Annotated in this window: 19 protein-coding genes; 15 read left to right on the top strand and 4 right to left on the bottom strand. The window is 69.4% G+C overall.

The window, feature by feature from the left end; genetic code table 11:
- Positions 1 to 45: 45 nt before the first annotated feature.
- The 9 genes from ACFQ9R_RS31080 (at position 46) to hisH (ending at position 11,537) form a co-directional block, all read left to right on the top strand.
- Entirely contained in the window at positions 46 to 1,095 is a 1,050-nt protein-coding gene (locus tag ACFQ9R_RS31080) for an alpha/beta hydrolase family protein (protein ID WP_378995742.1), read from the top strand.
- Positions 1,096 to 1,162: 67 nt separating this feature from the next.
- Entirely contained in the window at positions 1,163 to 2,023 is an 861-nt protein-coding gene (locus tag ACFQ9R_RS31075) for an arylamine N-acetyltransferase (RefSeq protein WP_378995740.1), read from the top strand.
- A gap of 111 nt (positions 2,024 to 2,134) precedes the next feature.
- A complete protein-coding gene (locus ACFQ9R_RS31070; RefSeq protein ID WP_378995738.1) occupies positions 2,135 to 4,183 on the top strand; it encodes an acyltransferase family protein in 2,049 nt (682 codons plus the stop codon).
- A 67-nt stretch (positions 4,184 to 4,250) separates the two neighbouring features.
- The gene (locus ACFQ9R_RS31065) at positions 4,251 to 5,993 is read left to right on the top strand and encodes a penicillin-binding transpeptidase domain-containing protein (RefSeq protein ID WP_378995736.1); all 1,743 of its coding nucleotides are present in this window, start codon (positions 4,251 to 4,253) and stop codon (positions 5,991 to 5,993) included.
- Positions 5,994 to 6,081: 88 nt separating this feature from the next.
- Complete coding sequence (locus ACFQ9R_RS31060) at positions 6,082 to 7,680, top strand: protein kinase (protein ID WP_378995734.1); 1,599 nt, start codon at positions 6,082 to 6,084, stop codon at positions 7,678 to 7,680.
- Positions 7,681 to 7,810: 130 nt separating this feature from the next.
- Entirely contained in the window at positions 7,811 to 9,148 is a 1,338-nt protein-coding gene (gene hisD, locus ACFQ9R_RS31055; protein WP_378995732.1) for a histidinol dehydrogenase, read from the top strand.
- A complete protein-coding gene (locus ACFQ9R_RS31050; protein ID WP_378995730.1) occupies positions 9,145 to 10,272 on the top strand; it encodes a histidinol-phosphate transaminase in 1,128 nt (375 codons plus the stop codon). Before hisD ends, ACFQ9R_RS31050 begins: the two co-directional genes overlap by 4 nt.
- 24 nt (positions 10,273 to 10,296) lie before the next feature.
- Entirely contained in the window at positions 10,297 to 10,911 is a 615-nt protein-coding gene (gene hisB, locus ACFQ9R_RS31045; RefSeq protein WP_328661055.1) for an imidazoleglycerol-phosphate dehydratase HisB, read from the top strand.
- A complete protein-coding gene (hisH, locus tag ACFQ9R_RS31040) occupies positions 10,908 to 11,537 on the top strand; it encodes an imidazole glycerol phosphate synthase subunit HisH (RefSeq protein ID WP_378995727.1) in 630 nt (209 codons plus the stop codon). Before hisB ends, hisH begins: the two co-directional genes overlap by 4 nt.
- Before the next feature lie 38 nt (positions 11,538 to 11,575).
- Here the strand turns inward: hisH and ACFQ9R_RS31035 are convergent, their stop codons facing one another.
- The 3 genes from ACFQ9R_RS31035 to ACFQ9R_RS31025 are packed head-to-tail and all read right to left on the bottom strand — an operon-like array spanning position 11,576 to position 14,684.
- The gene (locus ACFQ9R_RS31035) at positions 11,576 to 12,550 is read right to left on the bottom strand and encodes an alpha/beta fold hydrolase (RefSeq protein WP_378995725.1); all 975 of its coding nucleotides are present in this window, start codon (positions 12,548 to 12,550) and stop codon (positions 11,576 to 11,578) included.
- A gap of 54 nt (positions 12,551 to 12,604) precedes the next feature.
- Positions 12,605 to 13,396, bottom strand: a complete 792-nt coding sequence (locus tag ACFQ9R_RS31030; RefSeq protein WP_378995722.1) for a helix-turn-helix domain-containing protein — start codon at positions 13,394 to 13,396, stop codon at positions 12,605 to 12,607.
- Between the two features lie 46 nt (positions 13,397 to 13,442).
- Positions 13,443 to 14,684 carry a DUF2786 domain-containing protein gene (locus ACFQ9R_RS31025; protein ID WP_378995720.1) on the bottom strand — a complete coding sequence of 414 codons (1,242 nt, stop codon included), beginning with the start codon at positions 14,682 to 14,684 and terminating at the stop codon, positions 13,443 to 13,445.
- 234 nt (positions 14,685 to 14,918) lie between these two features.
- On the opposite strand from ACFQ9R_RS31025, the gene ACFQ9R_RS31020 reads away from it, so the two are divergent.
- Entirely contained in the window at positions 14,919 to 15,521 is a 603-nt protein-coding gene (locus ACFQ9R_RS31020) for a maleylpyruvate isomerase family mycothiol-dependent enzyme (RefSeq protein WP_378995718.1), read from the top strand.
- An 80-nt stretch (positions 15,522 to 15,601) separates the two neighbouring features.
- On the opposite strand, the gene ACFQ9R_RS31015 is transcribed toward ACFQ9R_RS31020, so the two are convergent.
- The gene (locus ACFQ9R_RS31015; protein WP_378995716.1) at positions 15,602 to 16,507 is read right to left on the bottom strand and encodes an RNA polymerase sigma-70 factor; all 906 of its coding nucleotides are present in this window, start codon (positions 16,505 to 16,507) and stop codon (positions 15,602 to 15,604) included.
- Between the two features lie 166 nt (positions 16,508 to 16,673).
- Here ACFQ9R_RS31015 and ACFQ9R_RS31010 point away from each other — a divergent pair, with 166 nt between their 5' ends.
- The 5 genes from ACFQ9R_RS31010 to ACFQ9R_RS30990 all read left to right on the top strand — a co-directional run bounded on the left by ACFQ9R_RS31010 (position 16,674) and on the right by ACFQ9R_RS30990 (position 20,796).
- Positions 16,674 to 17,159 carry a carboxymuconolactone decarboxylase family protein gene (locus tag ACFQ9R_RS31010; RefSeq protein WP_378995714.1) on the top strand — a complete coding sequence of 162 codons (486 nt, stop codon included), beginning with the start codon at positions 16,674 to 16,676 and terminating at the stop codon, positions 17,157 to 17,159.
- A 143-nt stretch (positions 17,160 to 17,302) separates the two neighbouring features.
- A complete protein-coding gene (gene priA, locus ACFQ9R_RS31005) occupies positions 17,303 to 18,034 on the top strand; it encodes a bifunctional 1-(5-phosphoribosyl)-5-((5-phosphoribosylamino)methylideneamino)imidazole-4-carboxamide isomerase/phosphoribosylanthranilate isomerase PriA (RefSeq protein WP_378637223.1) in 732 nt (243 codons plus the stop codon).
- A gap of 8 nt (positions 18,035 to 18,042) precedes the next feature.
- Positions 18,043 to 18,864 (top strand): inositol monophosphatase family protein, encoded by an 822-nt coding sequence (locus tag ACFQ9R_RS31000; protein ID WP_378995711.1) that lies wholly within the window; start codon positions 18,043 to 18,045, stop codon positions 18,862 to 18,864.
- Positions 18,865 to 18,869: 5 nt separating this feature from the next.
- Complete coding sequence (gene hisF / locus ACFQ9R_RS30995; protein ID WP_378995708.1) at positions 18,870 to 19,685, top strand: imidazole glycerol phosphate synthase subunit HisF; 816 nt, start codon at positions 18,870 to 18,872, stop codon at positions 19,683 to 19,685.
- Positions 19,686 to 19,857: 172 nt separating this feature from the next.
- Positions 19,858 to 20,796 (top strand): TIGR03564 family F420-dependent LLM class oxidoreductase, encoded by a 939-nt coding sequence (locus tag ACFQ9R_RS30990; protein ID WP_378995706.1) that lies wholly within the window; start codon positions 19,858 to 19,860, stop codon positions 20,794 to 20,796.
- The last annotated feature ends 6 nt before the right edge of the window (positions 20,797 to 20,802 follow it).

Here is a 20,802-nt window from a genome sequence, read left to right as displayed (position 1 = left end):
GCAACCCCTGCACTGTGGGGGCCGCGGGGACCGTGCCGTGTCGGCGTGGGAACGCGCGACGATGTGCTGGACCCCCGTCCGCCGGTGGCGGACAATCGCGACATGAAGCGGGTCGGGGTCGTCGTGGCGGTGTGCGCGCTGCTGGTCGCGATATCGGCCGCGGCCGGACCCGCCCCGCACGGGCAACCGCCGTGCGCACCGGGTGTCGATCTGCGACAGGTCGCGATCACCGTGGACGGCGAGCGTGCGACCGGGCGCGTATACGAGCCGTTTCGCTGTGTTCCCGGCGATATCGCGGCCACGAAGCTGGTGGTCGCGGTGCACGGGCACGGTGGGTCGTCGGCCGATTTCGCCCCGTATATGTCCGCGCTCGCGCGCACGGGCGGGTCGCCGATTCTGCTCATGGATCTGCGCAGCGCCGACGGACCGTGGCGCACCGGCGACTGGAACCTGTGGACGGGCTGGCACGACCTGGTGGCGGCCACGCAGTGGTATCGCGGCGAGCATCCCGCTATCGCGTCCACCGTGCTGTGGGGGTGGAGTCAGGGCGGCATCACCAGCGGGCTCGCGGTGGCACACGGGCCGCCCGGGCTGTTCGACTACTGGGTCGACAACTACGGCCCCTCCGACGATTTCACGATGTGGGCGGCCGGTGGCTCGGTGGATCCCGCACTGCCCCGCCAGATCGAACGTGACGCGGGCGGCTGCGCGCCGATGATCTGCCCGCTCGCCTACATCGAGCGTTCGCCCGCGCTGCTCGCCGACCGGCTGACCATGCGCCGGACCTTCCTGATCCACGGCACCGCCGACGCCATCGTGCCCTTCGCGACCAGTGTGGAACTGCGCGCGGCGCTGACCGCGGCAGGGAAACCGTTCTCCTTCTACACCGTGGTCAGCGGGCGTGACCTGACCGGCGCCATCGTCGCGGGTGATCACTCGGTCGGACCCGCGCTGTTCGAGGGCGGATGTGTGGTGTTGCGCCTGCTCGCGGGAACCGAGCCGCTCGCGCCGCAGGTCATCGACTATGTCGTCGATGTCGAGCACGGTTCGGTCACCGCGCCCCCGGCCCCCGCGGGCGCGAAGTGCGCGGCCTGAGACACGCGGGAACAAGGTTCGGCGAACCACGGTTGTGCGAGAAGACACCGACCGGAGCGAGGATGCGATGACCGACGTAGTGCCCGACGATCACGGCTGGCAGGGTGCCGAGCTCGATCTGGACGCCTATCTGTCCAGGATCGGCTACGACGGGCCGCGCACGGCATCGGTCGACACCTTGCGCGCCTTGGTGCGCGCCCACACGACCACCATCCCGTTCGAGAATCTGGAGATCATCCTCGGCCGCGGCATCCCGCTGGATCTGAACTCCTTGCAGGACAAGCTGATCCGTCGCAGCCGCGGCGGCTACTGCTACGAGAATGTGGGGATCTTCGCCGCCGCGCTCGAACGGTTCGGGTTCGGTGTCGCGGGACTCAGCGGCCGGGTCACCTACGGTGTGGCCGACACCGGCGCCCTGCGGCCGGCGACCCATGCCCTGCTGCGCGTGACCACGCCCGACGACGATCGCGTCTGGATCTGCGATGTCGGTTTCGGTTTCGGCCCCTTGGCGCCGTTCGAACTGGTCGACAGCAACGGCGAATTCGCGCTCGGCGACTGGCGCTACCGGCTGGAACGCCGGGCCGGTGACCTGTGGGTGCTGTTCCAGTTCAGCCGCGACGGCTGGATCGACCGCTACACCTTCACCGAGAACCCGCAGTTCCGTATCGACTACGCGGTCGGCAACCACTTCGTGTCGACCTCGCCACGTTCGCCGTTCACCACGCGACCCTTCCTCCAGCGATTCCTGCCCGGCGTCCACCACGTGCTCGATGACCTGACGCTGAGCTCGGAATACCCCGACGGCACTGCCACTTCGCGTGATCTCGATCCCACCGAGCTGCCCAAGGTGCTGGCGGAAGTCTTCGACATCGACCTCGGCGAAGACGACGCCGCCACTGTGACGACCACGCCCTGGCGAACCGGATAGCACCCTCCCCACACGGCACGGCGGTTTGCTTCCTGGGTGGCGCTACGGCAAATTGATGGTTACTTGCCGGGAAACAATTCCTTTGTGGGGGCCGATTCTGTGGGGTCGTTGGTGCCGAATGTTCGGACCGCATCGCCGGGTGCGGCGGTCCGTGGCACCGTCGAACGCCGCCGGGATCTGGACGGTCTGCGCGGGATAGCGATCGCGCTCGTGGTGGCGTTCCATGTGTGGGCCGGCCGCGTATCCGGCGGTGTCGATGTCTTTCTGGTGCTGTCGGGGTTCTTCTTCACCGGGGCCGTGGTGCGCGGGGTGGAGCGGCGCGGCGGGGTGTCCGCGGCAGAGACCGCGCGACGGACCGCGCGCAGGTTGATGCCGTCGTTGGTGGTGGTGTTAGCGGCGATTCTGCTCGCGACGGTGGTGTTGCGCCCGTACACCCAGCTGGGCGAAGCCGCCGCGCAGACGTTGGCGTCGATGTTCTACGGCCAGAACTGGTATCTGGCCACCGCCGAGCTCGACTATCTCTCGCCCGATCCGTCGGTGAGCCCGCTCCAGCACCTGTGGTCGATGTCGGTACAGGGGCAGTTCTACCTGGCGATCTTCGTACTGCTGGCGGGGTGGGCCTGGTTGCGCAGGCGCGGTTCGGCCGGGCGGCTCACCTTGCTGATCGTGCTGGCCGGGCTGGCGTCACTGTCGTTCTGGTACGCGGCGTCGGGCACCGCGCAGCACCAGGCCTGGACATATTACGACAGCGTCGCGCGCGGCTGGGAGCTACTGGCCGGGGCGATGCTGGCCGTCGCGGCGCCCTGGCTGCGGATACCGAACCGGCTGCGGGGGCTCGCGGCCGCGCTCGGTCTGGCCATGGTGCTGTCGTGTGGGCCGCTGTTCGACGGCGCGAATCAGTTTCCCGGCGTCGCGGCGCTGTGGCCGGTGGCGGCCGCCTGCCTGGTGATCGCCTCCGGGTTCGGCGTGGCCGCGCGGTCGTGGCCGAACCGCCTGCTGGGCGGACGGTTCTGCACCGAACTCGGCGCGCTGGCCTACCCGCTGTACCTGTGGCACTGGCCGATCCTGATCTTCTACCTCGGCGAGACCGGGCGGGCGAATGCCGGCATCGTCGACGGTGTGGTGGTGATCGGCGCCTCGCTCGTCCTGGCCTACGCGACCACGCGTCTGATCGAGTCGCCCTTGCGCATGCCACCGCGCGGCCAGGAGGTCGAGAACCGCAGGCTGACCGGGGCACTGGTCACCGGCACCGCGGTCGCGGTGTTGATCGCCTCGCTGGGATGGCAGGTGGTGCTGGTGGCCAACCCGGCCGTGCCGCCGCAGGCGCTGGACACCCACCGCTATCCGGGCGCCGCCGCGTTGCTCTCCGGTGCCGAATACTCACCGGAACCCATGCGGCCCACCGTCTTCGAAGGACAGGCCGACACTCCGCCGCCGACCACCGACGGCTGCATCACCCCCAACCGGGAAGTTCGCGTCTGTACCTACGGCGACCCCACCGCCGCGCGCTCGATCGCGCTGGTCGGTGGGTCGCACTCCGAGCACTGGCTGCCCGCGCTGGAACCACTCGCCCTCGAGCACGGGTTCCGGGTGGTCTCCTACCTCAAGGAAGGCTGTCCGGTCGTCCTCGCCGATCAGCCGTCCTACGCCGAGTGGCCCTTCCCCGAGTGTCACGAATGGTCGGTCGAGGTGCTCGACCGGCTGGCCGCCGACCCCCCGAACTGGGTGCTGACCCTGTCCACCCGCTACCGCCAGAACGGCACGGGCGACGAGGTGCCCAACGAATACCTCGAAGTATGGACGGCGTTGCAGGACCGTGGCCTCAACGTGCTCGCCCTGCGTGACACGCCTCGATTACGCCGCGACGGCGTCCTCTACCGCGCCACCGACTGCCTCGCCCACCGCGGCGACCCCGACAGCTGCGGGCTCGATCGCGCCGATGTGCTCGACCCCCGCGATCCCGCCCAGGAGCCGGCGGCCGGCTACCCGAACGTCCATCCGCTCGACCTGTCCGACGCGGTCTGCCGACCGCAGCGCTGCCGGGTGGTCGAGGGCAATGTGCTCATCTATCGCGACGAGCACCACCTGACCGCCAGCTACGCCCGCTCGCTCGCCCCTGAACTCGGCCGCCAGATCGGGGCGATCACCGGCTGGTGGTAGCGGACGGGCTCGTCACAGCAGAAACGACAACCCCACCGGTACCACGGATCGAGCTAGTCTCGGACTCGTGCGCACACCACGGAAGGCATCGGTCCTGCTCGTCGCGCTCGCTGCGCTGCCCCTCGCGTGCTCCTCCGGACCCGACCAGCCCCAGACCGTCGCCGAGTCCTTCGCCGCCGCGCTCACCAGCGCAGACGCATCCGCCGCCGCCGCACTCACCGACGCACCGGAGCAGGCCCTGCCGGTCCTCACCGCGCTGTTCGAGAACCTCGGCAAGAACGACACGGTCCGGGTGTCGTCCACCGACGACAAGTCCTTCACGCTGGAATCCACCTGGAAATTCGGCCCCGACGGCCGCAACGTGTGGACCTACTCGAGCGCCGGAACCACCACCGGCGACGACGAGTGGAAGATCGCCTGGCAGCCGACCACCGTCGCGCCCGGCCTCGACCTCGGCGCGCTCAGCTACAGCCCGGTTGCGGCGAAACCGGCGCGGGTACTCGACGCCTCCGGCGGCGACCTGATGACCCAGCAGGTGGTGACGCTGGTGAACGTCGCGCCCGACGCCGACCTGCCCGCCGCCGCCGCGCTGCTCGCGCCGCAGGGCGTCACCGAGACCACGCTGCGGACGGATCTCGCCGCGGCACAGGGTAAACCGATCACCGCCGTGGCACTGCGTGATGCCGACATCGCACCGGTGCAGCAGGCGCTGACGGGCGTGCGCGGGGTGACGCTCGCGCCACAGACCCGGTTGCTCACCGTCGACAAGACTCTCGCCGGACCCACCATCGGGGGATTGGCCGAGATCTGGCAGGAACAGGCCGACACCGCCGCGGGCTGGGCGATCCGCGCGCAGACCGCCGAGGGCACCCAGCGCATCGCCGGACCCGACGCGAAGCCCACCGCCGACATCGCCAGCACCCTCGACATCGATCTACAGCACGCCGCCGAGGACGCACTGACCCCGATCGCCACTCCGGCCGCCATCGTCGCGCTGCGCCCCTCGACCGGGGAGGTGCTGGCCGTCGCCCAGAACGCGCCCGCCGACGCCCAGGGCCCGATCGCGCTCACCGGGCTCTACCCGCCGGGCTCCACGTTCAAGACCGTCACGGTCTCGGCGGCACTGCAAGCAGGCGGGGTCACGCCCGACACCGTGCTGCCGTGTCCCGGCCGCGCCACCATCGAGGGCCGCACGATTCCCAACGACAACGGCTTCGACCTGGGTATGGTGCCCCTGCACACCGCGTTCGCACGCTCGTGCAACACCACGATGGCCGAGCTGGGAGTGAAATTGCCTGCCGACGGACTCACCGCGGCGGCCCAGCAGCTGGGTCTCGGGGTGGACTATGTGACACCCGGCTTGACGACTGTCACAGGGAAAGTTCCACCCGCCGAAAGTCCGGCGCAACGGGTCGAATCGAGCATCGGACAGGGCACGGTGACGGCGTCGCCGTTCGGAATGGCGCTCGTCGCGGCCGCCCTCGCGCACGGTTCCGCGCCGGCTCCGAGCATCATCCGCGGCCGTCCCGGCACTCCCGACCGGCCTTCGGCGCCGGTGCCCGCGACGGTGACGTCGCAGCTAGAGACCATGATGGGGGAGACGGTGAGTGCGGGTACGGCCACCGCCCTGCGTGACATCCCCGGCCTGCTCGGCAAGACCGGTACCGCCGAGTACCTCGACGACACCCACGCCCACGGCTGGTTCGTCGGCATCGACGGTGACCGGGCGTTCGCGGTGTTCGTCGCGGACGCCGGAAGCTCCGGACCGGCGGTCGAGGCAGCGGGACGGATGCTACGTGTGACACCATGAGTCGTCTTTCCCCCCGCAGGCGAGCAATCCCCCCGCTGCCGCACGCGGTCATCACCCAGCCAGCTACACTCGGCGGCGGACCATACCCATGGTCAATACGCGGGATGTCACAATTTCGAGAAGGTTCGGAGTAGGCGCCATCGATACCGGTCAGAAGATCGCGGAGCATTACCGCCTGGTCGAGCGTATTGGTAGCGGCGGCACAGGCGTTGTATGGCGTGCTGTCGACGAACGCCTCCAACGCTCCGTGGCAGTGAAGCAGATCCACATCAAACCCAGCTTGCCCGAGGGCGAGCGGGATGTGTTGCGCCAGCGCGCGATTCGGGAAGCCCGCAACGCGGCACGCTTCCAGCACCCCAATGCCATCGTCGTATTCGACATCACCGAGCACAACGGTGATCCGTGCCTGGTGATGGAGTACCTCAAGTCGGTCAGCCTCGCGGGTGAGCTGGGCCAGAAGGGCCCGCTGCCGCTGCTCGAGGTCGCCCGCATCGGGGAGAAGGTCGCCTCCTCCCTGATCGCCGCCCACCAGGCCGGCCTGGTACACCGCGACGTGAAACCGGGCAATATCCTGCTCGGCGACCACGGTGAGGTGAAGATCACCGACTTCGGCATCTCCCGCGCGGCCGGCGACGTGACGCTCACCGAGACCGGGCTGATCTGCGGCACCGCCGCCTATCTGGCACCCGAGGTCGCGCGCGGCTCCGATCCGACCCCTGCCGCCGACGTATTCGCCCTCGGCGCAACGCTCTTCCACGCGCTGGAAGGTGAACCCCCCTACGGTGCCAACGCCAACCCGCTCGCGGTGCTCTATGCCGCCGCCAACGGGCAGGTACGCGAGCCCCACAACGCGGGCCCGGCCACCGACTTCCTGCTCGATCTGCTCAGCCCGGACCCCCTCGACCGTCCGACGATGACCGAGGCCCGCGACGCGCTGGCCGCGTTCGCCGAGGACGAGAACGCGGTGCCCGCCGGATTCGTCCCCGCCAGTGAGGCTTTCAACCGCCGTAACGCCGCGGCCACCACCCAGGTGATCCGGCAGTCCGGTCGCCGGGCCTCCCACGCGGGCGCGTCCACCGCCACGACCCGTCAGATTCGCTCGAACCCGCGTCCGCAGGTCCGTCAGGACACCGCGGCGCATCCGCACACCCAGGCTCAGCCGATGCCCGCCCCGCGCAAGCAGGCGGGCAAGGGCCGTGCGGTGCTGATCGGGTCCGCGGTGGGTGCGGTGGTCGCGGCCGTCGCCGTGGCGTTCAGTGCCTTCAACAGCTCCGACTCGGATTCGCCGCAGGTGCAGGCCGGTCCGCAGACCTCGGCGCAGTCGTCTGCGGCACCGAAGCCCAGCGCGGCGGTTCCGCCGCTCGGGCAGGCCAGCAATGTCGGCACCGTCGATATCGGATCGGCGGGTCTGCTGGTCGAGAACTTCTTCAGTGATCCGGCCGGTTCGTGGTCGCTGCTCACCCCTGCCGCACAGCAGGTCTACGGCAGCGAGTCCGCGTTCCGCGAGTACTGGAACGCCCGCACCGTCGACACCTTCGCCAGCATCACCGCGGTCAGCGGCAACAACGCCGACGGCTCCACGAATATGCGCCTGGCCAGCATCACCATCAACGGCTCGACCAAGGCCATGGTCATGCGCGTGGTGAGCTCCGGCGGCAGTCTGCGCATCGACGGGGATACCCGCTAGCTGGTGTTCGCGACGGATCCGCCGGTCGGGTCCGTCGCCTCGGTGGGATGTGGGTGGAAAAGCGATGGCGGCCGACCATTAGGCTGGTAGCTGACCTGAGCCCCAGCACAGAACAGGACCGTACCCCGATATGACTTCCCGCATCGAGCTCGCCCGCGTCGATCTGCGCGGTCGTACTCCTTCCGCTGCCGAGCTGCGCACCGCGCTGCCGCGCGGAGGGGTCGACGTGGACTCGGTGCTGCATCATGTGCGGCCGGTCGTCGAGGACATTCGGGACCGGGGCGCCGAGGCGGCGCTGGACTACAGCGAGAAGTTCGACGGCGTGCGGCCCGCCGTGGTGCGGGTACCGGCCGGCGAGCTGACCAAGGCGCTCGCCGAGCTGGACCCGGCGGTGCGCGCCGCACTCGAGGTGGCGATCGAGCGGACCAGGAAGGTGCACGCCGATCAGCGGCGCACCGACACGGTGACCGAGGTCGTGCCCGGTGGCACCGTCACCGAGAAGTGGCTGCCGGTGGAGCGGGTCGGGCTGTACGTGCCCGGCGGCAACGCCGTGTACCCGTCGTCGGTCGTCATGAACGTGGTGCCCGCGCAGGCCGCCGGTGTCGAGTCGCTGGTGGTGGCCTCGCCGCCGCAGGCGCAGTTCGGTGGGCTGCCGCACCCGACGATCATGGCGGCCGCCGCGCTGCTCGGCGTCGAGGAGGTGTGGGCGGTCGGCGGTGCGCAGGCGGTGGCGCTGCTGTCCTACGGCGGTGTCGATACCGACGGCGGGGCGCTCGAACCGGTCGACCTGATCACCGGGCCCGGCAATATCTACGTCACCGCGGCCAAGCGGCTGTGTCGTGGGCTGGTCGGCATCGATGCCGAGGCGGGCCCCACCGAGATCGCCGTGCTGGCCGACGCCACGGCCGATCCGGTGCACGTGGCCGCCGACCTGATCAGCCAGGCCGAGCACGATGTGCTCGCCGCCAGTGTGCTGGTCACCGATTCTCCCGCGCTGGCCGACGCGGTCGACGCTGCCGTGAACGCTCAGCTCGCCGTGGTCAAACACCACGATCGCGTGCGGGAAGCGTTGAGCGGCAAGCAGTCCGGGATCGTGCTCGTCGACAACATCGCGCAGGGTCTGCGGGTGGTCGACGCCTATGCCGCCGAGCACCTCGAGATCCAGACCGTGGCCGCCGCCGCTGTCGCCGCGCGGGTGCGCAGTGCCGGTGCGATCTTCGTCGGCCCGTGGGCGCCCGTCAGCCTGGGTGACTACTGCGCGGGTTCGAACCACGTGCTGCCGACCGCGGGGTGTGCGCGGCACTCCTCGGGACTGAGCGTGCAGACGTTCCTGCGTGGCATCCACATCGTGGAGTACACCGAGGCGGCGCTGAAGGATGTCGCCGGACACGTTGTCGCCCTGGCCAACGCGGAGGATCTGCCCGCGCACGGTCAGGCCGTGCAGGCGCGTTTCGAGGCGCTGTCATGAGTACTCCCACCGTGCCCGGCGCTTCGGCGACCCTGGACCAGCTACCGCTGCGCGACAACCTGCGGGGCAAATCGCCTTATGGCGCACCGCAATTGACGGTGCCGGTGCAGCTCAATACCAACGAGAACCCGCACCCGCCCAGCAAGGCGCTGATCGACGATGTCGCCGAGTCGGTGCGCGCCGCCGCCGCCGATCTGCACCGGTACCCGGATCGCGACGCTGTCGCGCTGCGCCACGACCTGGCCGAGTATCTGACCCGTCAGACCGGTGTCGCCGTCGACACCGCGAATGTGTGGGCGGCCAACGGCTCCAACGAGATCCTGCAGCAGCTGTTGCAGGCGTTCGGCGGACCGGGCCGCAGCGCGCTGGGTTTCGTGCCCTCGTACTCGATGCACCCGATCATCTCGGAGGGCATCGACACCGAGTGGGTCGAGGCCAAGCGCAGTGGTGACTTCTCGCTCGACATCGACTACGCGGTGGCCCAGATCGCCGAACGCCGACCCGACGTGGTGTTCGTGACGAGCCCGAACAACCCGACCGGGCACAGCATCCCGATCGCCGAGCTCGAGCGGATTCTCGAGGTCGCGCCCGGCATCGTCGTGGTCGACGAGGCGTACGGCGAGTTCTCCGCGGCGCCCAGCGCGATCACCTTGATCGACCGGTTCCCGACCAAGCTCGTTGTCACCCGCACCATGAGCAAGGCGTTCGCGTTCGCGGGTGGGCGCCTGGGCTACCTGGCCGCCTCGCCCGCGGTGATCGACGCGATTCTGCTGGTGCGCTTGCCGTATCACCTGTCGGTGGTCACCCAGGCCGCCGCGCGCGCGGCATTGCGTCACGCTGACGAAACCCTCGGTAGCGTCGCGGAATTGGCGGCTCAGCGTGATCGGGTCGCCGCCGCACTCGCCTCGCTCGAATTCGACGTGATCCCCAGCGACGCCAACTTCGTGCTGTTCGGCCGGTTCACCGACGCGGGCGCCGCGTGGCAGCACTACCTCGACGCGGGTGTGCTGATCCGCGATGTCGGCATCCCCGGGTACCTGCGCGCCACCATCGGCCTCGCCGCCGAGAACGACGAATTCCTGCGCGTGAGCCGCGATATCGCGGGCACCGACCTTACTCACTGAATCCACCTGTGGAGGAACACAATCATGAGCAGAACAGCGCGGGTGGAACGCGTCACCAAAGAGTCCTCGATTCTGGTGGAGCTGAACCTCGACGGCACCGGGCAGACCGAGATCGCCACCGGGGTGCCGTTCTACGACCACATGCTGACCGCGCTCGGCGCGCACGCCGGGTTCGACCTGGTGGTACGGGCCGAGGGTGACATCGAGATCGAAGCGCACCACACGGTCGAGGACACCGCGATCGTGCTGGGACAGGCGCTCGGGCAGGCGCTGGGCGACAAGAAGGGGATCCGCCGCTTCGGCGACGCGTTCATCCCGATGGACGAGACCCTCGCGCACGCCGCCGTCGACGTGTCCGGCCGGCCGTACTGCGTGTTCACCGGCGAGCCCGAACACCTCGTGCACACCATCATCCCGAGCGCGGGCCCCGGCGCGTCGTACTCGACGGTGCTCAACAAGCACGTCTTCGAGTCGATCGCGCAGAACGCCCGCATCGCGCTGCACGTGCGGGTGCTCTACGGCCGCGACCAGCACCACATCACCGAGGCCGAGTTCAAGGCTGTCGCGCGGGCTCTGCGCGCCGCCGTGGAAATCGACCCCCGGGTCAGTGGTGTGCCGTCCACGAAGGGTGTGCTGTGAAATCCGTTGTGCTGCTGGACTACGGCTCCGGCAATCTGCACTCCGCCGAACGCGCGCTGGTGCGTGCCGGTGCGCAGGTGGAGGTCACGGCCGACCCCACCGCCGCCTTGGCCGCCGACGGCCTCGTCGTCCCCGGCGTCGGTGCGTACGCCGCCTGTATGGCCGGGCTGCTGTCGGTGCGCGGTGATCGCATGATCGGCCAGCGCCTCGCCGGTGGACGTCCCGTGCTCGGCATCTGCGTCGGCATGCAGATCATGTTCGACCGCGGCGTCGAGTTCGGTGTCGAGACCGAAGGCTGCGGCGAATGGCCCGGCACCGTCGCGGGACTGGACGCTCCCGTCCTTCCGCACATGGGCTGGAATACAGTCAAGGCACCAGCCGACAGCACGCTGTTCGCCGGTATGGACGCCGACACCCGCTTCTACTTCGTCCACTCCTACGCGGCGCAGCAGTGGGAACTCCCGGACAACGAGCACATCGCACCCGCGAAGCTCACCTGGGCCGAGCACGGCGTCCCCTTCCTGGCCGCCGTCGAGAACGGACCGCTCTCGGCCACCCAGTTCCACCCGGAGAAGTCCGGCGACGCGGGTGCGCAACTGCTGCGCAACTGGATCGGCTCGCTGTAGTCCGGCCACCTCGGCTGACTGTCGTGCGGCAACCGTGGCTAGGCGCGGTGGCGCTCTCGTTCGGTTCCGGCGGTCAGCGGCTCGTCTGACAGGAACGCGCGGACCGGTGCCGCGCAGCGGACCGCGTCGTCGAACCACGGGCCGTGACCGCCGGGGACGACGACGAGTCGCGCGCCGGGGATCTTCGTCAGCGATGGTCGAGCCTGGTCAGGGGAGCTGAAAACGTCGTGCTCGCCCCAGACGAACAGCAGCGGCGTGGTGATCCGAGCCAGTTCGTCATCGGTCAGGACGTTGTCGGGGCGCGCGATACGTCCCCGCATCAGGCGACACAGCAGCGCGCGGTAGGACGCGGCCTGTCCGGGCAGTCGCAGCGGTAGCCGGTGCAGATCGAGCATGTCGTCGGACATGGCACGAGATGCTGTCGCCCCGAGCGCCTCGGTGAGGGCGAAGCGGGCGACGAACCGCGGGGACGGCAGTCGCATCAGCCTTTCATCGACAGGGCCGCGGAGCGGAGAGGTCAGTGACTCCATCTCGGCAATGCCGCGCATGTCGGGGAAGGCGGTGGCGGGGGTGGCGACAATCGCTGCTCGCGTGAGCCGTTTCGGTGCGTCCAGCGTGGCCCAGAGGGTGAACAAGCCGCCGAGGGAGCTGCCGACGAACGCGGCTCGATCCACGCCGAGCGCATCCAGTGTTCCGGTGAGCACACCCGTGGCCAGCTCGCGGACGGTACTTCCTTGCCAAGCGAAAGGGGGTGCGAGACTGTGACCCGGCAGGTCGACGAGGATATGCCGGAAGCCGGGCAGGTGGGCGATCAGCGGTGCCATGCCCATGGCGGGTGCCGAGATGCCGTTGATGTGGACGACGGGTTCGCCGGATCCGGCGGTCAGGACGCGGACCTGTACCGCGGGATCGCGCAGCGTGAACAGGTGCTCGCTGATCGTGAGTCCGTAGGCGTCGGCGACGCGCTGTTCGGCGGCGCGGATCCGGCGTTGCAGACCTCGGGAATTGCTCATGCACTCACTGTGGGGTGCGCCAGGGTGCGCTGTCTTGAACGAATGTTCCGGCGGTCAGAGCGCCGTGAGCGCACCCGGTGTGACACCGGCGAAGGCCGACACGTCGCGATGTAGGTGTGATTGATCCGAATAACCGCATGCCACAGCGGCATTCGCGGGTGAATGGCCGGTCGTCAGCAGGTCGAACGCGTGCCGGAACCGGGTGAGCATCGCGGCGCGTTTCGGTGTCACGCCGACCTGGTCGGTGAACCTCGACCACAGCCGTTTGCGGCTCCAGCCGGTGAGTTCGGTCAGCTCCCGTACCCGCACGCCGCCGTTGCCGGCGACGATGCGGTCCCACGCTGCGGCGACCTCCGGGTCGGCCGTCCTGGTCGATTCACGCAGGGTGAGAAACCGGGACGTCAGCGCGAATCGTTCTGCCCACGTCGCTGTTTCGGCCAGCTGTTCGCGCAGCAGTGGCGCCGCTGGACCCCAGACCTCGTCGAGGCCGATCATCGCGCCGCTCAGGGCGGCCGGCGCGACCCCGAGCAGGCGGTAGGCGGCGATCGGCGACATTCGCACCTCGACACATTCGACACGCGCCGCGTGCACACGGCGAACCCCCGGGTCGAGCCCGGCGACCAGGCCGTCGAACGTGAACTGCTGATCGGGGCCTTCGACACTGAGCCCACAGTCGCCGAACTGGATCACCACAGTGACTTCCGGTCGCGGGAAGATCCGCAGATCGCACCCCGCGGACACTCGATCGCGGAATCCTTCCATCACGACATCGGTGGCTGCCGCTCCGGTCGAGCGCGCCAACTCCCAGCCGTCGTCCAGCTCGTGTTCGGACATGATGGGCCGCACACATCGAGCGTACGGACGTCGTGACGATCGTGGGGCCTGTCGGTGATCAGGGGTTGTCGAAGTGGGCTCGGTCGGCGGCTTCGGTGCCTGCGGTCCAGCCTTCGGCGCTGCGGATGGTGATGCCTCGGGTACGGGCGGTGGGGAAGTAGGTGGCGAAGGCTTTGTCCACTCGTTGTCGGTGGGTGGCCAGGACGGGGAGTAGGTGAGTGGGGTCGGGGGAGTCGGCGATGGTTGCTCGGGCGGCCTCGGCGAGGCGTTCGCCGACTCGCGTGGCATAGGCGGTGAGGTAGGCCTTGCGGTAGTGGCGGGAGCGGGATTCCTCGGTGGTGGCGTTGTCGATCATGGTGCGGGTGGCTTGGACGAGCAGGGAGGTGGACAGGATCTCCACGGCATCGAGGTCGGGGTCGTCGCCGACGATCGTGACGAAACCCCAGTCGGCGACGAAGATCGCGCGGCAGCGGTTGGCTCGGGTCACCATGTCGATGAGCAGGGCTTTGGCGTCGGTGTAGGGGGTTTCCAGCCAGATGCGGCGGGCGGCGGGCAGGTCGGGGTCGGTGCGCTGGGTGTCGAGCAGGGCGCGGTCGATCGCGTACTTGGTCATGAGTTCTTGCGCCTTGGCGGACAGCGTTTCCGCTTCCTCGGCGAAGGACGTCGATTCGGCCTTGGCGAGAAGGCCACGGACTCGGCCGAGGGTCTTCTCGTCGACATGGTGGTGCGTGACGGTCTGCCTGCGGGTGCCGGGCAGTGCGACGATCTGCTCGAGTTTCGGGAGTTGGACGAGCAGGGCCAGGGCGGTCAGGGCTGAGGTGAGGGCCTCTTCGCGGGTGAGAAGCGCGCGGTCGGCCCACTGATCGAGGTGGGGTTGCCCGGACGTCCACCAGACCGTGGCGCTCAGCTCGTCCAGTTGCGACTGCCAGATCCCGTCGACGGACTCGGCGGGGAAATCGGACCGGTGCTCGGCCATCAGATCGGTCAGGTAGCTCACCGCGAACTCGTCCACCCGTCTGCGCGCTGCCTCATGAACATCGCGGGGCAACCAGCCGAACTCGAAGGCGCGGGCGATGATTCGCTCAGCGGCGAGCTGAACTCCGGCGCCCAGCCCGGCGCCCGCGACGTGTTCGGCGAATCGCCCGATCGCGTTCGTGTCGCCCTGGGCGGCGAGGAAGGCCACGGTCGCGATCGCGTCGGCCACCTGCGACCGGTCGCCCGACAACGCGGCATCGATCGGAAGTCCGGGAGCGGCTGCCGGTTTACGGCCTGTCCGGCGCCGACGATTCTGCTTGGCCAAGGGTTGCGCCGATCCTGTTCGTGGAGGTGCTACCCGTCACGGGGGGTAGGCAGTGTTCGCGGCGTCCATTGTCGCGCATCGCTCCCGCGCGGCCGCGTCGTCATCGGGCCCGCGTCGAATCGTCGAAGGCAGCTCGGTTGTTCCCTGCCGATCCTGGGTTCGTAATCGCTACTCGCCCAAGGGAACTGCTGAAAGAGGGTGTCGGAAGTCGGTCGGTGAGCTTAGGCTGGCGGGATGAGTTATCGGGGGATGGTTCTCGACGAACGAGCCGAACTGGTCGACCTGCTGCGGGGGTTGAGCGAGCAGGAATGGGAGACGCCGTCGCTGTGCGCGGGGTGGCGGGTTCGTGACGTCGTCGGGCACCTGTTGCAGGACACCCTGAGCCCGCTGGGCTACGCGGCCGTCGTGGTGAAGAGCCGGGGCTCGGTCAGCCGCACCAATAACGCGCTCGCGCAGTCGTTCTCGGAGCTGACGACCGCGCAGCTGGTGGACAAGCTCGAGACCGAGTCGGGTCGCCTGTCGAAGTACTCGCCCCGGTTGATGCTCTCCGACCTCGTCGTCCACCACCAGGACATCCGCCGTCCCCTCGGCCGCCCACGGACGATCCCCGCGGACCGTCTCATCGCGGTCCTGAACTACCCCGACCCCTTCGCCTTCCCGGCCAGGTACGCCAAGGGTCTGCGTTTCGTCGCCACCGACGTCGACTGGTCCTCCGGCGACGGCCCGGAAGTGCGCGGCCCCGGCGAGGCCATCGCCCTGGCCGTGGTCGGCCGCACGGCCGCGCTCGCCGACCTCACCGGCGGCGGACTCCCCGAACTCCGCCGCCGCCTCGGCTGACTACTTCAGCAGTGGGGAATCGAGTTCGCGCGAGCCGACGGCCCCCACCTAGGTCAGTTCGTCGGCGCAGGTCGGCCGGGTCAGCGTCGCAGCGTGGTCGCGGTATCCGTCCGCGACAGTTTGTCGGGATTGCGGACCGAGTAGAGGCCGGTGACGAGGCCGTCGTCGACGCGCACCGCGAAGACCGTGTCGATCACGCCGTCGAGTCGCAGGATCAGGGCCGGGTGGCCGTTGAGCTGTGCCGATTCGACAGTCATCGCCGCGCCGATCCTCGGCACACTGGCGGTGAGCAAGGCGGCGACCAGGTCGGCCCCGACGATGGGCGACAGCGCGGCCTGCTTGATTCCGCCGCCGTCGCCGAGGAACACGACATCCGGTGCGAGCAGGTCGAGCAGATTCTGGAGATCGCCGGTCTCGATCGCCCGCTGGAATGCCGCGAGCGCATCGCGGGATTCGCTCGCCGACACGATGCCGCGCGGTCGGCGGGCTGCGACGTGGGCGCGCGCCCGGTATGCCAGCTGGCGGACGGCGGCCGGGCTCTTGTCGACGGCCTCGGCGATCTCGTCGTAGTCCAGATCGAATACTTCGCGCAGCACGAACACCGCCCTTTCGATCGGCGTCAGCGTCTCCAGGACGAGCAGCATCGCCATCGAGACGCTCTCGGCCAACTCGACGTCCTCGGCGATGTCAGGCGTGGTCAGCAGCGGTTCGGGCAGCCAGGGGCCGACATAGGACTCCCGGCGCCGACCCAGCGTGCGCAACCGATCGAGTGACCGGCGGGTCGTGATCCTGACCAGATACGCGCGCCGGTCGCGCACCGCGTCGAGATCGACGCCCACCCACCGCAGCCAGGTCTCCTGGAGCACGTCCTCGGCGTCGGCGGCCGAGCCGAGCATCTCGTAAGCGACCGTGAACAGCAGATTGCGATGGGCGACGAACACCTCCGTCGCCGGGTCCTTCGCTGTGCCCTCGGGCTGCGGCGCCATGGGTCACTCCCTTTCCACTCGGATGTATCGCCCATCAGACGCCGGCCGACGCCGTCGCGTAACACCGATCCGCAGTGGCGTGGATCACGTCGACGAGCTGTTACGGAGGTCCGGTCGCCGCCGTCTCATGGTCGTTCGATTCAGCACCAGCAGTGAGGAACACGTCATGGAACCCCGATTCAACCTTTTCGGCACCGAGGTCGGCGCCACGTTCGGCAAGCGGTTCGGCAACGCCAGCCTGGCACTGATCCGGTCGACCCTGCCGAAAGCCACCCAGGACCTGGTGATGCTGCGCGTCAGCCAGATCAACGGCTGCGGCTACTGCACCGACGCGCACAGCAAGGATCTGGCCCACTCCGGGCAGTCCGCGACGCGGATCAATCTCGTTGCCGCCTGGCGTGAGTCGACCGTGTTCACCGACGCCGAACGGGCGGCGCTGGCGCTGGCCGAGGAAGGGACCCGCGTCGCCGACGCCGCGCAGGGCGTATCCGACGAGACCTGGACCCAGGTGCGCGAGCACTACGACGACGAGCAGCTCGCCGCCTTGGTCGCCGTGGTGGCCCAGATCAACGCCGCCAACCGGCTCGGTGTCATCCTGCGCCAGCAGGGCGGTGCCTACGAGCCCGGCGCGTTCGACGCCGCGGCAGGCTGAGCGAATCGTGGCAGGCCCGGGTCCCCGGATCCGGGCCGACCCGCTCGACGCGCCGAGCGGTTGTGCGCGGGGTTCGCGTGACACGGGCCTCACCGGCGCGGACCGTTGCGGGAGCGGCGGCACAGACCTACTAGTCTGAATGCGTGAGTCTTGTGCTGTTGCCCGCTGTCGATGTCGCCAATGGTGAGGCCGTGCGCCTTGTGCAAGGGGAGGCCGGTAGCGAAACGAGCTATGGGTCGCCTCGAGACGCGGCGTTGGCGTGGCAGCAAGCGGGGGCCGAGTGGGTGCATCTGGTCGATCTCGACGCGGCCTTCGGCAAGGGGAGCAATCGCGAACTGATCGCTCAGGTCGTCGGTGAACTCGACGTGAAGGTCGAGCTGTCCGGTGGTATCCGCGACGACGATTCGCTGAAGGCGGCGCTGGCCACCGGGTGCGCGCGGGTGAACATCGGCACCGCGGCGATCGAGAATCCGCAGTGGTGCGCGCGAGTGCTCGGCGAGTACGGCGACCGGATCGCGGTGGGACTCGACGTCAAGCAGATCGACGGCCAGTGGCGGTTGCGCGGTCGCGGCTGGGTGACCGACGGCGGCGACCTGTGGGAGGTGCTCGAACGCCTCGAGCGTGACGGGTGCGCGCGCTATGTGGTCACCGACGTCTCCAAGGACGGCACGCTGACCGGCCCCAACCTCGAGCTGCTGAGCGAGGTCGCCAACGCCGCCGAGGCACCGGTGGTCGCCTCCGGCGGCATCTCGGTGCTCGACGACCTCGTCGCCATCGCCGGCCTGGCCGACGACGGTGTGGAGGGCGCGATCATCGGCAAGGCGTTGTACGCGGGCCGCTTCACGCTGCCCGAAGCTCTGGCCGCGGTGCGCTGACACCGCCGATGACCGCCGCGCCGAGCACCGCCGAACTGACCGACCTGCTGACCGTCGCCACCCAGATCCTGGACGGCGTGGTCCCGCGTTTCGTCGAAGGACTCGGCGCGCCGAGCGCGGTGACCAAGGGCCGCAACGACTTCGCCACCGAACTCGATCTCGAGCTGGAACGCACCATCTCCGCCGAACTCCAGCAGCGGACCGGCATCGCGGTGCACGGCGAGGAATTCGGCGGACCGGCGCTCACCTCGGGCACGGCCTGGGTGCTCGATCCGATCGACGGCACCTTCAACTACTCCTCGGGCCACCCGATGTCGGGCACCCTGCTGGCTCTGGTGCACGAAGGCGAGCCGGTGATCGGCCTGACCTGGCTGCCCATGCTGGGTCGCCGCTACGCCGCGGTGACCGGTGGACCGTTGTACCTCGACGGTGTGGCATTGCCACCGCTGGAACCGGGCAAGCTCGCCGACTCCATGATCGGATTCGGCGCTTTCAACCTCGACTCGGCGGGTCGCATCCCCGGCCAGTTCCGGTTCGACCTGCTCGGTGCACTGAGCCGGTTGTCCTCGCGGGTGCGGATGCACGGCGCCACCGGCATCGACCTGGCGTTCACCGCCTCGGGGGTGCTCGGCGGCGCGGTCGTGTTCGGGCACCATCCGTGGGACAACGCGGCCGGGGTCGCGCTGGTGCGCGCCGCGGGTGGCGTGGTCACCGACCTCGCGGGCGCGCCGTGGACGATCACGTCCGGTTCGGTGCTGGCCGCCGCACCGGGCGTGCACGAAGAACTGCTGGAAATGATTTGCACCGTCAGCGAAGAAGAACGAGGGTGAACCCCATGACACCGCGCACCGACGAACGACCCGGCACCACCGCGCCGAGTACCTTGGCGGTCCGCGTGATCCCGTGTCTGGATGTCGACGCGGGTCGCGTGGTCAAGGGCGTCAACTTCCAGAACCTGCGCGACGCGGGCGATCCGGTGGAACTGGCCGCGACCTACGACGCTCAGGGCGCCGACGAACTGACCTTCCTCGACGTCACCGCCTCCACCGGTGACCGCGGCACCATGCTCGACGTGGTGACCCGCACCGCCGAACAGATCTTCATCCCGCTCACCGTCGGCGGTGGGGTACGCACGGTCGAGGATGTCGACCGGCTGCTGCGCGCCGGCGCGGACAAGGTATCGGTGAACACCGCCGCCATCGCACGCCCCGAGGTGCTGTTCGAGATGTCGCAACGCTTCGGCGCCCAGTGCATCGTGCTCTCGGTCGACGCGCGCACCGTGCCCGACGGTCAGCCCGACACCCCGTCCGGCTGGGAGGTCACCACCCACGGCGGCAAGCGTGGCACCGGCATCGACGCTGTCGAATGGGCCGTCCGCGGCGCCGAACTCGGTGTGGGCGAGATCCTGCTGAACTCGATGGACGCCGACGGCACCAAGGCCGGTTTCGACCTGCCGATGATCACTGCCGTGCGCGCCGCGGTGCGCGTTCCGGTGATCGCCAGCGGCGGCGCGGGCGCGGTCGACCACTTCCCACCCGCTGTCCACGCCGGCGCCGACGCGGTCCTCGCCGCGAGCGTCTTCCACTTCGGCGACCTCACCATCGGCCAGGTGAAGAACGCGATGCGCGCGGACGGCATCACCGTCCGCTGACACCGGTTGCGGTGGCCAGCCGAATTCACCTGGCGCCGAACGAATTCGGCGTCACAGCACGATGATCCGACGGAACGCATCGACCGAGCGTCAACGGTGAGCTGGTCGCAGGCATTGGAATCATCGTGCGTGGATCGCGATGATCTCCGTTGCCGCCGACGTTGATGCGGGGATGAGCATCGGAATCGCGTTGTCCCCGTTCGTCCTCGACAACTCCGCCAACGCCGTGGACACGGCCGTCGACCTGGGCGGAGTCGCCGCCGAGGTCGGGCTGAGTTCGGTGTGGTTGGGACAGGCCTTCAGTAGTGACGCGATCGTGTTGGCGGCGTTGATCGGTCGGGCGGTGCCCGGGATCGAAGTGGGGACGTCGGTCGTTCCGGTGCCGGGCAGGCATCCGCTGCTGGTGGCCGGTCAGGCGCAGACCGCGCAGGCGGCGACCGGTGGACGGTTCGTGCTGGGGTTGGGGCTCGGCGCTCGGTCGCTGTCCGAACGCGCGTTCGGTGGGCCGTTCGACCGGCCCGGCCTCCGGCTGCGTGAATTCCTCACGGCGCTGCGGTCGATTCTCGACACCGGTGCGGTGGACTTCCGCGGTGAGACGGTGACCGCCGCCAGTCCGATGCCCGCGGCGGTGGCGGGTGCCGACCCGACGGTGCCGGTACTGGTCGCGGCCATGGGGCCGCAGGCGCTGCGAGCCACCGGCGAACTGGCCGACGGCACGTTGCCCTTCCTGGTCGGTCCCGAGGCGCTGGCCGAACACATCGTCGCGCCGTTGACCGCCGCCGCGACGGCCGCGGGCAGGCCGCACCCCCGCATCGTGGCGATGGTGCCCGGCGTCGTGACCGCCGACGTCGCCGCGGCCCGGAGCATCGCCGAGACGAAAACCGCCTTCTACGACACGATTCCGTCGTATCAGCGAGTGGTCGCGCTGTCGGGCGCCCAGCGGGCCGCCGAACTCGTGGTGATCGGCGACGAGGAGACGGTCGCCGACCGCGTGGCCGACTACTTCGCCGCGGGCGCCACCGATGTGGTGTTCTCCCAGACCGACCTCACCACACCCGAGGACCAGCAGCGCACCTGGCGGCTGCTCGGTGAGCTCAATCGCGCCCGCTGATCTGGC

The organism is Nocardia sp. NPDC056541, assembly GCF_042794235.1.
Lineage (GTDB): Bacteria > Actinomycetota > Actinomycetes > Mycobacteriales > Mycobacteriaceae > Nocardia.
Note: the sequence above shows the minus strand (reverse complement) of the source record. Positions and strands in the feature narration are given on the sequence as shown.

What these genes read in the sequence shown, in the direction of transcription:
- ACFQ9R_RS31075 (WP_378995740.1), top strand. Translation starts at nt 1,163, where the DNA reads ATGACCGACGTAGTGCCCGACGATCACGGCTGGCAGGGTGCCGAGCTC.
- ACFQ9R_RS31060 (WP_378995734.1), top strand. Translation starts at nt 6,082, where the DNA reads ATGGTCAATACGCGGGATGTCACAATTTCGAGAAGGTTCGGAGTAGGC.
- hisD (WP_378995732.1), top strand. Translation starts at nt 7,811, where the DNA reads ATGACTTCCCGCATCGAGCTCGCCCGCGTCGATCTGCGCGGTCGTACT.
- ACFQ9R_RS31050 (WP_378995730.1), top strand. Translation starts at nt 9,145, where the DNA reads ATGAGTACTCCCACCGTGCCCGGCGCTTCGGCGACCCTGGACCAGCTA.
- hisB (WP_328661055.1), top strand. Translation starts at nt 10,297, where the DNA reads ATGAGCAGAACAGCGCGGGTGGAACGCGTCACCAAAGAGTCCTCGATT.
- ACFQ9R_RS31035 (WP_378995725.1), bottom strand. Translation starts at nt 12,550, where the DNA reads ATGAGCAATTCCCGAGGTCTGCAACGCCGGATCCGCGCCGCCGAACAG.
- ACFQ9R_RS31020 (WP_378995718.1), top strand. Translation starts at nt 14,919, where the DNA reads ATGAGTTATCGGGGGATGGTTCTCGACGAACGAGCCGAACTGGTCGAC.
- ACFQ9R_RS31015 (WP_378995716.1), bottom strand. Translation starts at nt 16,507, where the DNA reads ATGGCGCCGCAGCCCGAGGGCACAGCGAAGGACCCGGCGACGGAGGTG.
- ACFQ9R_RS31010 (WP_378995714.1), top strand. Translation starts at nt 16,674, where the DNA reads ATGGAACCCCGATTCAACCTTTTCGGCACCGAGGTCGGCGCCACGTTC.
- ACFQ9R_RS31000 (WP_378995711.1), top strand. Translation starts at nt 18,043, where the DNA reads ATGACCGCCGCGCCGAGCACCGCCGAACTGACCGACCTGCTGACCGTC.
- hisF (WP_378995708.1), top strand. Translation starts at nt 18,870, where the DNA reads ATGACACCGCGCACCGACGAACGACCCGGCACCACCGCGCCGAGTACC.
- ACFQ9R_RS30990 (WP_378995706.1), top strand. Translation starts at nt 19,858, where the DNA reads ATGAGCATCGGAATCGCGTTGTCCCCGTTCGTCCTCGACAACTCCGCC.